Source organism: uncultured Bacteroides sp., assembly GCF_902491285.1.
GTDB lineage: Bacteria > Bacteroidota > Bacteroidia > Bacteroidales > Bacteroidaceae > Bacteroides.
Window position 1 is genome coordinate 38,941 of record NZ_CABUHK010000034.1, and the last position, 12,481, is coordinate 51,421.

The window sequence follows — 12,481 nt, forward strand, 5'->3', positions numbered from 1 at the left end:
AAAAAGGCAGCGCTACTACAATAAATAACGCCACCTTTTTTTTGCATCGAAAAGCAAACCAATAGTAAATCAAAGCTTTACTTTAGCTATTAATTTACGAATTTTACCATGACCGATAACCGGTGCATGAGGATCCTCCGGATATACAATCACAAATTGTCCCGGTAGCAGATTAACATAAGTAGTAGGACGATCCGAATATAAAGCACATTCTTCCTCTTTAGAATATGCCTTAACCTCATTTTCCAAATCCTCTAAAGCTTTCCAGCCAATCGTTTCTGCGCCCTCTAACAGAATATGCACATCAATGTAATCGTGATGCAACTCTAAAACCTGCTTATCAGGAGCTACACACTCCGGATTTACATTATTAATAAATAGACGCTCACCATCAATCTCAATACGCCCCAATTCCGCGTGAAGTAAATCATGCGTTTTCACATAGTCAAATAAACGTCCAAACATAGGGTGGAGCCCTTCAATGCGCTGACTATTTTGCAGATTAGATACAATCATATTTCTCCTTTTATTTATAGTTAAACAATATCTGCACAAATATAGGACTAATATTTAATATACACGTTTATATTAATAAAATTATTTATTATATCAATTTGCAAAACCTGATATTTTGCATTAGTCATTTGTGCCAAAGAAGAATACAGAAACGGGCATTACAACAAATTCAAATTCATCAAACACCTATTAATAAATAAATTTATTATCTTTGTGGAAAAGAATAAAGAAGAACTAAGATGAAACAACATTTACTGAAAGAAATAGAAGCAGGAACCAAAAACGCTCTTCTCAAGAAGAAGATTATTACGCATTATATATATAGTGGTAGTTCTACTATTACAGATTTAGCAAAAGAACTAGATCTTAGCGTCCCAACTGTCACAAAATTCATTAGCGAAATGTGTGAAGAAGGCTATATTAATGATTATGGCAAACTGGAGACAAGTGGTGGACGTTATCCCAGCTTATACGGGCTTAACCCCGAATCCGGATACTTCATTGGGGTAGACATCAAGAAATTTGCGATTAATATAGGTTTAATCAATTTCAAAGGTGATATGGTAGAATTAAAAATGAATATCCCCTTTAAATCAGAAAACACTTCAGAAGCACTTGATGAGCTATGCAGGCTTATTCTCCAATTTATAAAGAATGCAGATGTTGACAATGATAAAATATTAAATATCAATATAAATGTTTCCGGTAGGGTAAATCCTGAATCCGGGTATAGTTTCAGTCTATTTAATTTTGAAGAAAGACCCTTAGCAGAGGTGCTAACTGAAAAAATTGGATTTCGGGTAACAATAGATAATGATACACGCGCTATGACCTATGGAGAATACATGAAGGGATGCGTAAAAGGAGAAAAAGATATTATCTTTGTAAATGTTAGTTGGGGGTTAGGTATCGGCATTATTATTGATGGGAAAATATATACCGGAAAATCAGGCTTTTCCGGAGAATTTGGACATACAAATGTCTTCGACAACGAAATAATTTGCCATTGCGGAAAAAAAGGATGCCTGGAAACCGAAGCGTCCGGTTCTGCCCTTCATCGAATATTAATCGAACGTATTCAAAACGGAGAGAGTTCTATTTTATCAAACAGAATTTTATCAAAAAATAATGCATTAACTCTTGATGAAATTATCGCTGCCGTGAATAAAGAGGACTTACTCTGCATTGAGATAGTAGAAGAGATTGGACAGAAACTTGGGAAACAGATCGCAGGATTAATAAATATCTTTAATCCCGAACTGGTTATCATAGGCGGAACTCTGTCATTAACCAGTGATTATATCACCCAACCCATCAAAACAGCAGTGCGCAAGTATTCTCTAAATTTGGTCAATAAAGATTCAGCCATCATGACTTCCAAGTTGAAGGACAAAGCTGGTATTGTAGGGGCTTGCATGTTGGCACGCAGCAGAATGTTCGAGAGTTGACTCTATCTTCAGCGCCGGGAGAGAAAGTTATCTATAAAACGAACAATGTAGACTACGGCAACCCCGGCAACAACTAAAACAATAATACGACTTAACATAGATGTATTTTTATATTTCACATAAAATCCAAACAAAGAGACATTCCTAGTCATACTAAAAGAATTCTGTAAAAAATAAAACGCTGATTATTAACTTAATAATCAGCGTTTTATTTGAGAGCCGCTAGCCAGACTTGAACTGGCGACCTACGCGTTACGAATGCGTTGCTCTACCAACTGAGCTATAGCGGCGGTTTGTCTCTCGTTTACGGCGTGCAAAATTACAGCTTTATTTGAGAAAACAAAAAGAATCCGACATTTTTTTAAGTTTAAATTTTAAATCGGCTTTTGTTGACTAAATCTAAAACTTCTCTTTGTGGTCAAATTTCCCCTCATCGGTATAGTATTTCCACGTACCTTTAGGCTTGTTATTGGCATACTTCCCACGAAGTTTCAAAGTACCATCTTCGTAATATTCACGGTAACGTCCGTGCCTTTTTCCCTCTTTTACTTCCGACTCGCTCTTTAATGCTCCTTCAGGATAAAATTCCCGCAGAACATTTCCTTCAAACTTTTCGACATAGAAACGTTTTAGTTCACCCATCTGCTCTTTTTCGGTTTCGGCATCTTCGTTCATTTCTTCATCATCTTCATCAGTAGCAACTGAAGTTACCGTCTCTTCAGGCTCATAGGGTGCATAATCCATAACATATTGCAAAGAAGCCGACCGGCTATCCCCTATCACCTGCATAGTCCAATAAGGGAAAGAAAACAAAACATCTTTATTAGATTGTATTTCATTCCATGTACTCGCATTCATCATAGGTTTCAACTGAGAATAGAACTTATGCATATCTGTATACAAGAAAATAGTAGAACTGGATTTCATATACGAAAGTGCATCCTTAAACCCTTGATTATTTTTCAATAAATTCTTTTGCTCGTAATCCTCTACAAATGAAAGCAAAGAAGAAGCCTTATTACTGAAAACTACATAATCATCCACGTAAGTATAATATGGCTTCTCAAACTTATCAAATAACTTTCCGAAAAACAGACGGAAGAAGCCCTTCATCTCGACATAATTGATCTCAAAGTCTTTATAATTAACCGTCTTAACCTTAACCGGAGTACGCCGCTTTATCTTCTTCTCAATAAACTCCATATTCTTACGGGCATCTTTTATACTTTTAGCCCTGACAGCCAAAATAAGCTCAGGATCATGTCCCAACAAACCCGGTTCAGATTGTGTAATGGCAAATTCACCTGACATCCAACTCAGAAAGTTATCCTCCAAAGAAATTCCAAACAATCCTTCAATCTTTTTCCGAGAACTTTGATAAGAATCATACAACTGTTTATCATGCACAGAAAGTGCATTTTCCAACTCTTTCACAAAAGTCACAGGATTATAGAAACCTATATTTGTATAAAGAGCCGTTCGCCCGGAAAGAATCTCATGCGCTTTCATCTTATGTTTTCCCGAATTCAACAAAGCAGTAACATAAGGATCGGCAGAGTCTTTTCGTAAGGTATACCCCTTCACCTCCATTCTGTCTTTGTTTGCATTCAGATAAAGACCGGCAAAGTTCATAGAATTACTAAAGAGATCAACATATTCGTTTCTCGTTCCTAAATAAATAGACATAAACTGAGGAATACGCGCATAATTGATAAAGACTCTTACAAGCCCCTTGCCCGAAACTAATTTCTCCGTTTCGATAAAAGACAGGTCGAGTCCGATTTTGGGTTTATTGCGCGAGTTAATAGCCGATTCGACAAGAGCGGATGTGTACGAACCTACCAAATGATTGTCCACAAAAGCAATGTAGAAAATATCACGTGTATCAGGATCACGCATTTCAAGTATATTGATGCCGCTATGCATTCGGCTAGTAACCGTAAAACCGCTCATCACCAATACCGTTTCAACCTGATCTTTCAATAAATCCATCTTCGATGCTTTCTGCATATCCAAAACAAGCAGGAAATCCCAATTGGTGGCACGGGTTTTATGAAGTGAAATTAGCATATCCCGTTTACCGACAAGAGACAATAACACTTTATTGCTTTTAACTACCGAATCCAACTTTTCTACACTCGCTGTTACTTCTTCAAAAGATTTCGCTTTCTTCAGACATTGCCATGTCTCACTTCCACTAAACTTCTCCCAATCTTCAATCGGAGCTGATGACTGAATAATAAATGCAGCATCTTCGGGGATCAAATAAATCTGTTGGATATTACGGTCGGGTGAGACAAACAGATAAACGATGGAATATAAAATATATACCGCCAAGGCTAATCCTACCGTTACTAAAGTTCTCTTTACTATTTTCTGAGCATTCTTTTTCTTATCGGGGTCAACATATTGCTCTTGCTGCCCGTTGTGCAATTCTTCCATCATGTTCCGTTATTGAGTTGAGCGGGCAAAAATACTAAAAAAAATGAAATTAATTAATTAGTTCTGACTCATTTAGCAAAATTATTCCGCGAAAGAGATTTTATAAAACACAAAATAGTCTAAGTAACCTACTCTCCTGTTTTTATAAAATCTATTCTGAATAAATTATAATCTGTTGACTTATATGGCAAATATATACTAACTTTACAGCATGAAAAAGAAATTCCAACTCGAAGTTCCGGGCGGAGCCGACAAGATTTTACTTCATACCTGTTGCGCTCCCTGTTCATCGGCTATCATCGAATGCCTGATGCAGCATAATATTACTCCTGTTATCTATTACTGCAATCCTAACATTTATCCACAGGAAGAATATAATATGAGGAAAGATGAATGCACACGTTATGCCCAATCTTTAGGGCTTCAAATCATAGACACCGATTACAACCACGAAGCCTGGCGATGCCAAATGACAGGAATGGAGCAAGAACCCGAAAGAGGCGGACGCTGCCTGCGCTGCTTCAAAGTCCGCCTGCTGGAGACTGCCCGTTATGCACACGAACATGGTTTTTCTGTCATTACCACCACACTTGCTTCCAGCCGCTGGAAGAGTCTGGAACAGATAAATGAATCCGGGCAATATGCTACTGCAAACTATCCTGATGTTACCTACTGGGAGCAGAATTGGCGCAAAGGCGGACTAAGCGAACGCCGTATCGCTATTATCAAAGAATATAATTTCTACAACCAGCAATATTGCGGTTGTGAATTCAGTATGAGAAAAGAAGAATAACAGACACCATTATCACCAGCAAATCAATGAATCGAACTAAAAAAGGTAAAAACAGAAGACTGTTCAAAAAGAAATCACGCTCTAATTATAAACTAGGATACATTATCGTCCTCATTGTACTTATTCCTATTATATATGGTGTCTATTTGTATTACCAACAAACTGACAGACCCAAAAATAACGAATCACAAACGAATGAATCACTTCATTTTTTTTTCGACAATGATTTACAGACCCCTATATCACTAATTCCCCGGCAGGAACAAATAATCCACCACACCGGATACATTGTTTCTTACAACAAAGACTTAAAACTTCCCAACTGGGTTTCTTACGAATTAACCCGGGAAGAAACAAAAGGGAAAGAGAAAAGAAGCAATCGCTTTATCACTGACCCACTAGTCAAGGGGCTGATTGCAACTAATGCAGATTATGCACGTTCAAGATATGACAAAGGACATATGGCACCAGCTGCGGATATGAAATGGAGTCCGCAAGCTATGGAAGCATCTTTTTATTTCAGCAACATATGTCCGCAACATCCACAATTAAACAGAAGAGGCTGGAAAAAACTGGAAGAGAAAATACGAGACTGGGCAATAGCAGACAGTGCTATCATCATTATATGTGGTCCCATTATAACCAAACAGCCAAAAACAATCGGGAAAAATAAAGTTGCAGTACCGCAACAGTTTTTCAAAGTAGTCCTGTCTCCTTTCGCTAAACCAATGCGGGCTATCGGATTCCTGTTCAATAACAGACAAGCCGTAGAACCTCTCTCCACATATGCAGTAACAATAGACAGCATCGAACGTCTTACTAACATGGACTTCTTCGCACCTCTACCCGACGAAATAGAAAACAAGATAGAAGCAGAAGCAAATTACTTCCAATGGCCTAACTAATATCCATCCTCGCTAAAACAAGTTTGGCTGATTTGAACATACCATATTCATTCCATCCATCTATGTGAATGAAAAAGCCGTCACTAAATGAGTAAAGAATAAGATAATTTACTCATCTCTTCTGCGATTCATCAGCGAAAGGAATCGTCTCTATCTAAATTCTTTTTATCTTTGACGAACTTTTTAAAAAGCTCGAAAGATGAAGAAAAAAAAGAGAAACATTTTATTATCAATTCTAATAGGAGCATTCCTTCTTTGCGCCATTGCCGGGGGGAGCGTTTATTATTACCTGTTTGCTCCTCAATTCCATCCATCTAAAACCGTATATATCTATGTAGATCGAGACGATACCGCCGATTCCATATATAACAAAATAAAGAAGTTCGGATATGTCAACAAGCTCACTGGATTCCAATGGATGGCTAAATACAAGGATTTCAAACAGAATATCCATACCGGACGTTATGCTATTCGTCCGAATGACAATGTATACCACGTATATAGCCGCTTTTCCAGAGGATACCAAGAACCTATCAACCTCACTATCGGAAGCGTGAGGACATTAGACCGACTGGCACGAAACATAGGCAAACAGCTCATGATAGACTCTGCCGAAATCGCCAGCCGGCTATTCGATCCTTCTTTTCAAAATAAAATGGGATACACAGAAATAAGCCTTCCCTGTCTTTTTATACCGGAAACTTATCAAGTGTACTGGGATATGAGCGTAGAAGATTTTTTCAAGCGCATACAAAAAGAGCACGAACGTTTCTGGAACAAAGAACGTCTCGCACAAGCCACCGCCATCGGAATGACACCGGAAGAGGTAAGTACACTTGCTTCCATTGTTGAAGAAGAAACAAACAACAATGAAGAAAAGCCGGTAGTAGCCGGATTGTATATCAATCGTTTGCGTAAAGATATGCCTTTACAGGCAGATCCAACCATAAAATTTGCCCTGCAAGATTTCGGACTACGCCGCATCAACAACGAGCATCTGAAAATTAATTCACCCTATAACACCTATATGAATACCGGACTCCCGCCCGGACCTATCCGAATCCCCTCAAAAAAAGGAATAGACAGCGTATTGAACTATACAAAACACAACTATATTTATATGTGCGCCAAAGAAGATTTTTCAGGAACTCATAATTTTGCTTCCAATTATGCCGATCATATGGCAAATGCAAGAAAATACTGGAAAGCGCTAAATGAAAGAAAGATTTTCAAGTAAATTTGTGATAAAACAGACTGAAAAGCCTATCTTTGCCCGATAGATTAACAAACTGTGATCAACACTAAATAAAAGAAATAGATATGAGCAAGCAACTCTTACTTGGCGATGAAGCCATTGCACAAGCTGCACTGGATGCCGGACTTTCAGGCGTTTATGCCTATCCGGGTACTCCTTCAACTGAAATTACGGAATATATTCAAATGGCCCCTATAACGACCGAACAGAATATACACAACCGTTGGTGTGCCAATGAAAAAACAGCGATGGAAGCTGCGTTGGGTATGTCTTTCGTAGGCAAACGGGCATTAGTTTGTATGAAACATGTAGGTATGAATGTAGCAGCCGACTGTTTTGTCAATTCCGCCATCACCGGTGTGAAAGGCGGATTAATCGTGATAGCAGCAGACGACCCCAGCATGCACTCTTCCCAAAATGAACAGGACAGCCGTTTTTACGGAGATTTTTCACTGATACCGATGTATGAACCCAGCAATCAGCAAGAAGCATACGATATGGTATATAGCGGCTTTGAATTCTCTGAAAAAATGGGTGAACCTATTCTAATGCGTATGGTAACCCGCCTTGCACATTCCCGCTCCGGAGTAGAACGTAAAGAGCAAAAGCCGCAGAATGACATATCTTTCAGCGAAGATCCACGCCAATTCATCCTGTTGCCGGGAAATGCCCGTAAACGCTACAAAGTATTGCTCTCCCGCCAAGACGAGTTTATGAAGGCTTCTGAAGAATCACCTTACAATAAATATACAGATGGTCCTAACAAAAAATTGGGAATCATCGCTTGCGGTATCGGCTACAATTATTTGATGGAGAACTATCCCGAAGGTTGCGAATATCCGGTACTCAAGATCGGTCAATATCCATTACCTAAAAAACAATTGCACCAATTAATCGAATCTTGTGACGAAATCCTCGTTTTGGAAGATGGTCAACCATTCGTAGAAAAGCAATTAAAGGGTTATTTGGGTATTGGCATTAAAGTAAAAGGACGATTAGACGGTACTTTGACACAAGATGGAGAATTGAATCCCGACTCGGTGGCGCGTGCGGTAGGCAAAGAGAACAAATCGGAATTTAGCGTTCCTTCTGTAGTAGAAATGCGCCCTCCCGCACTTTGTGAAGGATGCGGACACCGCGATATGTATATCACGCTGACTGAAGTTCTTAAAGAAGAATACCCCACTCATAAAGTATTCAGCGACATCGGTTGTTACACGCTCGGCGCAAACGCCCCATTCAATGCCATCAACTCATGTGTAGACATGGGAGCTTCTATCACTATGGCAAAAGGTGCGGCAGACGGTGGTCTTCATCCGGCTGTGGCCGTAATCGGAGACTCCACTTTCACCCATTCGGGAATGACCGGATTACTCGACTGCGTAAATGAAAACGCCAATGTAACCATCGTAATCTCCGACAACGAAACTACTGCCATGACAGGCGGACAGGATTCTGCCGGAACCGGACGTATCGAAGCTATCTGCGCAGGGCTCGGAGTCCTCCCCGAGCATATCCGCGTAGTTGTGCCATTGAAGAAAAACTACGAAGAGATGAAGAAAATCATACGCGAAGAAATCGAATATCGGGGTGTATCTGTCATTATCCCACGTAGAGAGTGTATCCAAACATTAGCACGCAAAAAAAGAAGTAAGTAAGCCATGAAAAAAGACATTATATTATCAGGAGTAGGTGGACAAGGGATTTTGTCCATTGCTACAGTAATAGGCAAAGCTGCCTTGAAAGAAGGACTTTATATGAAACAGGCGGAAGTGCACGGAATGAGCCAACGCGGTGGAGACGTTCAATCTAATCTCCGCATCAGCGACCAACCGATTGCTTCCGACTTGATCCCTTCCGGCAAATGCGACCTGATCATCTCACTGGAGCCTATGGAAGGTCTGCGCTATCTTCCCTACCTCAGTTCTGAAGGCTGGTTGGTGACTAACGAAACTCCATTTGTCAATATCCCCAATTATCCGGAAGCAGACAAAGTAATGGCCGAAATCAATAAATTGCCTCATAAGATTGTATTAAATGTAGATAAAGTAGCCAAAGAAGTAGGCTCTGCCCGAGTTGCCAATATCGTTTTACTGGGAGCAACCATTCCATTTCTTGGTATCGATTACGAAAAAGTGCAAGACAGCATTCGTGAAATCTTCCTCCGCAAGGGAGAAGCAATTGTAGAAATGAATCTTAAAGCATTGGCCGCCGGTAAGGATATTGCGGAAAAGCTGATGTAATAATAGGCATTACCATGAGTACACAATACTGGGAAGAAGAACTAGAAACCATGAGCCGTGAGAAGTTGCAGGAATTGCAACTTCAACGGCTTAAAAAAACAATTAACATAGCTGCAGATGCTCCTTATTATAAAGAAGTTTTCAGCAAACATGGCATTACCGCAGATAGCATACAGTCGTTGGAAGATATCCGAAAAATACCCTTTACGACCAAAGCCGATATGCGCGCCCACTACCCTTTCGGACTAGTAGCAGGTGATATGAGCAATGATGGTGTACGCATCCACTCTTCCAGTGGCACTACCGGAAATCCGACCGTGATTGTTCATTCGCAACACGACCTCGACTCTTGGGCCAACCTGATAGCCCGCTGCCTGTATGCCGTAGGTATCCGCAAGACTGATGTTTTCCAAAACAGTTCAGGATATGGTATGTTTACAGGCGGTCTAGGTTTCCAATACGGTGCCGAGCGCCTCGGTTGCCTTACAGTTCCCGCTGCAGCCGGAAACAGCAAGCGACAGATCAAGTTCATCAATGACTTTAAAACGACTGCTTTACACGCCATCCCCAGCTACGCCATCCGCTTGGCTGAAGTTTTTCAGGAAGAAGGACTCGACCCGACAAAAACGACACTAAAAACATTGGTTATCGGCGCCGAACCTCATACAGACGAACAACGCCGGAAAATAGAACGAATGTTGGGCGTAAAAGCATACAATAGTTTTGGCATGACGGAAATGAATGGCCCTGGCGTCGCTTTCGAATGTCAGGAACAAAACGGAATGCACTTTTGGGAAGACTGCTACTTGGTGGAAATCATTGATCCCGAGACAGGTGAACCTATGCCTGAAGGAGAAATCGGTGAATTGGTACTCACCACTCTCGATCGTGAAATGATGCCGCTGATTCGCTATCGTACCCGCGATTTAACCCGTATCCTACCCGGAAAATGCCCATGCGGACGTACACATATCCGTATTGACCGCATCAAAGGTCGCAGTGACGATATGTTTATTATCAAAGGAGTCAACATTTTCCCGATGCAGGTTGAAAAAATCCTTGTACAGTTCCCCGAATTAGGCAGCAACTACTTAATTACCTTGGAAACTGTCAGCAACCAGGACGAAATGATTGTCGAAGTAGAACTGAGCGACCTCTCTACCGACAACTATATTGAACTGGAAAAAATCCGTAAGGATATCACCCGTCAATTGAAAGATGAAATCCTGGTTACTCCAAAAGTGAAACTAGTAAAGAAAGGCTCTCTCCCACAAAGCGAAGGAAAAGCCGTTCGCGTGAAAGACTTGCGAAACAACAAATAAACGGTCCAAATTGACCATGTGCTAATATACCTTCCGCAAGTTTCATCACACGGAATGGTATATTAGCACATTATTAATTAATATCATATAGTATGCAATTACTTAAGAAAAGAATCTTGCAAGACGGAAAATGCTACGAAGGGGGCATCCTTAAAGTAGACAGTTTTATCAATCATCAAATGGATCCTGTTCTGATGAAATCAATCGGAGTTGAGTTTGTCCGCCGTTTCGCAGCCACAAATGTGAATAAAATCATGACAATCGAAGCCAGCGGTATCGCCCCGGCTATCATGACAGGCTACCTGATGGATTTACCTGTCGTATTTGCTAAGAAAAAGTCTCCTAAAACGATACAGAATGCATTAAGCACCACCGTGCACTCATTTACCAAAGACCGTGATTATGAAGTCGTTATCAGTGCCGACTTCCTCACTCCTAACGACAATGTACTTTTTGTAGACGACTTCCTTGCATATGGCAACGCTGCATTAGGCATTCTCGACCTCATCAAACAATCCGGAGCCAATTTGGTAGGAATGGGATTCATCATCGAAAAAGCGTTCCAAAACGGCCGTAAAATATTAGAAGAACAAGGGATCAGAGTAGAAAGTCTGGCTATTATTGAGGATTTATCTCACTGCCGCATTAAAATCAAAGATCAATAACCAGAGTTGGGGTTAAAATATTGGCCTTTTCCTTTTGTTCTTTTTCCGTATTGCACCGCATGCTTGGGACACACATGATAACATGCCAGGCATGAGGTACAGTCCTTTCCCCACACAGGCTTTCCTTCTGCAACAATTATATTCTCCATCGGACAACTCTTCTCGCAACACCTGCATCCGATACAGGCATCTGTTGCATAAAAATTTTCAGGTGACATCTGAAAACGATTAAATAAAGGATTGATTATTCTCGTTTTGATAAAAGGAATACTCCCTTCATGGCAAGAGAATACACATTCTCTTCTACTTATCAAAGTATTGACTCTTTTGAGGCTTGAAACACTCTCCACCAACTTTTTCCTTTCCAATTCTTCGTTATCTACATCAAACCCCGGAAGCAGTACATAATTATTGGGCATAGTCACAGAAAAACCCGCATGACACTCCCATCCCTTATATTTTAATGCTTTCATCATGACCTGTTGAGTAAGCCCGGTGTCATCCCCACATGAACAGACAAAAAACAAATATTGCCCTTTATACCCTTTCAGAGAAAGTTTCTGAATAAAACGTAATACAATTACAGGCGGAGCCCATGAATAGACCGGAAACACAAATCCTATCTTCTCATCTTCCCGTAGACAGAACTCAAACATTTCATTCCTTAATACATCGGGAATAAAGACTAAATCTTCTTTTTGCTCTTTGGATAGCTGAGCAGCGATCCACTTAGAATTGCCTGTACCTGAGAAATAAAATATCATAGAAAAGTATATAAGAAAGCCGTACCGACGATGTGATGAAACTCTGATAGAACAAGATTTGAGCGCTCGCCCTCTTTGTAATCCACCGGCTTAAAGCTGTCCCGAAGGATGTGGCCCGCCATTGAAGA

11 protein-coding genes and 1 tRNA gene are annotated in these 12,481 nt (G+C 40.3%); 8 read left to right on the top strand and 4 right to left on the bottom strand.

Annotated elements, in window-relative coordinates; all coding sequences use genetic code 11:
* Window positions 1-69 precede the first annotated feature (69 nt).
* Window positions 70-516, bottom strand: coding sequence for a YhcH/YjgK/YiaL family protein (locus RDN93_RS10680; RefSeq protein WP_308745509.1), 447 nt, complete (start codon window positions 514-516; stop codon window positions 70-72).
* Between the two features lie 239 nt (window positions 517-755).
* On the opposite strand from RDN93_RS10680, the gene RDN93_RS10685 reads away from it, so the two are divergent.
* Window positions 756-1,964 (top strand): ROK family transcriptional regulator, encoded by a 1,209-nt coding sequence (locus tag RDN93_RS10685; protein WP_308745510.1) that lies wholly within the window; start codon window positions 756-758, stop codon window positions 1,962-1,964.
* Between the two features lie 217 nt (window positions 1,965-2,181).
* Here RDN93_RS10685 and RDN93_RS10690 read toward each other — a convergent pair.
* Window positions 2,182-2,254 (bottom strand) — tRNA-Thr (locus RDN93_RS10690).
* Between the two features lie 109 nt (window positions 2,255-2,363).
* Window positions 2,364-4,406, bottom strand: a complete 2,043-nt coding sequence (locus RDN93_RS10695; RefSeq protein WP_308745521.1) for a DUF3352 domain-containing protein — start codon at window positions 4,404-4,406, stop codon at window positions 2,364-2,366.
* 211 nt (window positions 4,407-4,617) lie between these two features.
* On the opposite strand from RDN93_RS10695, the gene RDN93_RS10700 reads away from it, so the two are divergent.
* From RDN93_RS10700 to xpt, 7 genes are all read left to right on the top strand, one after another.
* A complete protein-coding gene (locus RDN93_RS10700) occupies window positions 4,618-5,199 on the top strand; it encodes an epoxyqueuosine reductase QueH (RefSeq protein WP_308745511.1) in 582 nt (193 codons plus the stop codon).
* A gap of 26 nt (window positions 5,200-5,225) precedes the next feature.
* Window positions 5,226-6,104 (top strand): DNA/RNA non-specific endonuclease, encoded by an 879-nt coding sequence (locus RDN93_RS10705; RefSeq protein ID WP_308745512.1) that lies wholly within the window; start codon window positions 5,226-5,228, stop codon window positions 6,102-6,104.
* A 199-nt stretch (window positions 6,105-6,303) separates the two neighbouring features.
* Window positions 6,304-7,341, top strand: a complete 1,038-nt coding sequence (gene mltG / locus RDN93_RS10710; protein WP_308745513.1) for an endolytic transglycosylase MltG — start codon at window positions 6,304-6,306, stop codon at window positions 7,339-7,341.
* 83 nt (window positions 7,342-7,424) lie between these two features.
* Window positions 7,425-9,017 (top strand): thiamine pyrophosphate-dependent enzyme, encoded by a 1,593-nt coding sequence (locus RDN93_RS10715; RefSeq protein ID WP_308745514.1) that lies wholly within the window; start codon window positions 7,425-7,427, stop codon window positions 9,015-9,017.
* Between the two features lie 3 nt (window positions 9,018-9,020).
* Window positions 9,021-9,602, top strand: coding sequence for an indolepyruvate oxidoreductase subunit beta (locus RDN93_RS10720; protein ID WP_308745515.1), 582 nt, complete (start codon window positions 9,021-9,023; stop codon window positions 9,600-9,602).
* Window positions 9,603-9,616: 14 nt separating this feature from the next.
* Complete coding sequence (locus RDN93_RS10725) at window positions 9,617-10,924, top strand: phenylacetate--CoA ligase (protein WP_308745516.1); 1,308 nt, start codon at window positions 9,617-9,619, stop codon at window positions 10,922-10,924.
* Between the two features lie 92 nt (window positions 10,925-11,016).
* Window positions 11,017-11,589 carry a xanthine phosphoribosyltransferase gene (gene xpt / locus RDN93_RS10730; protein ID WP_308745517.1) on the top strand — a complete coding sequence of 191 codons (573 nt, stop codon included), beginning with the start codon at window positions 11,017-11,019 and terminating at the stop codon, window positions 11,587-11,589.
* Here xpt and RDN93_RS10735 read toward each other — a convergent pair.
* Window positions 11,583-12,353 (bottom strand): EFR1 family ferrodoxin, encoded by a 771-nt coding sequence (locus tag RDN93_RS10735; RefSeq protein WP_308745518.1) that lies wholly within the window; start codon window positions 12,351-12,353, stop codon window positions 11,583-11,585. The two genes, xpt and RDN93_RS10735, sit on opposite strands and share 7 nt — an antisense overlap.
* Between the last annotated feature and the right edge of the window lie 128 nt (window positions 12,354-12,481).

Bases quoted from the DNA above. Each gene is read 5' to 3' on its own strand.
- RDN93_RS10700 (WP_308745511.1), top strand. From the start codon at position 4,618: ATGAAAAAGAAATTCCAACTCGAAGTTCCGGGCGGAGCCGACAAGATT.
- RDN93_RS10725 (WP_308745516.1), top strand. From the start codon at position 9,617: ATGAGTACACAATACTGGGAAGAAGAACTAGAAACCATGAGCCGTGAG.
- RDN93_RS10715 (WP_308745514.1), top strand. From the start codon at position 7,425: ATGAGCAAGCAACTCTTACTTGGCGATGAAGCCATTGCACAAGCTGCA.
- mltG (WP_308745513.1), top strand. From the start codon at position 6,304: ATGAAGAAAAAAAAGAGAAACATTTTATTATCAATTCTAATAGGAGCA.
- RDN93_RS10720 (WP_308745515.1), top strand. From the start codon at position 9,021: ATGAAAAAAGACATTATATTATCAGGAGTAGGTGGACAAGGGATTTTG.
- RDN93_RS10705 (WP_308745512.1), top strand. From the start codon at position 5,226: ATGAATCGAACTAAAAAAGGTAAAAACAGAAGACTGTTCAAAAAGAAA.
- RDN93_RS10695 (WP_308745521.1), bottom strand. From the start codon at position 4,406: ATGGAAGAATTGCACAACGGGCAGCAAGAGCAATATGTTGACCCCGAT.
- RDN93_RS10735 (WP_308745518.1), bottom strand. From the start codon at position 12,353: ATGATATTTTATTTCTCAGGTACAGGCAATTCTAAGTGGATCGCTGCT.
- xpt (WP_308745517.1), top strand. From the start codon at position 11,017: ATGCAATTACTTAAGAAAAGAATCTTGCAAGACGGAAAATGCTACGAA.
- RDN93_RS10685 (WP_308745510.1), top strand. From the start codon at position 756: ATGAAACAACATTTACTGAAAGAAATAGAAGCAGGAACCAAAAACGCT.
- RDN93_RS10680 (WP_308745509.1), bottom strand. From the start codon at position 516: ATGATTGTATCTAATCTGCAAAATAGTCAGCGCATTGAAGGGCTCCAC.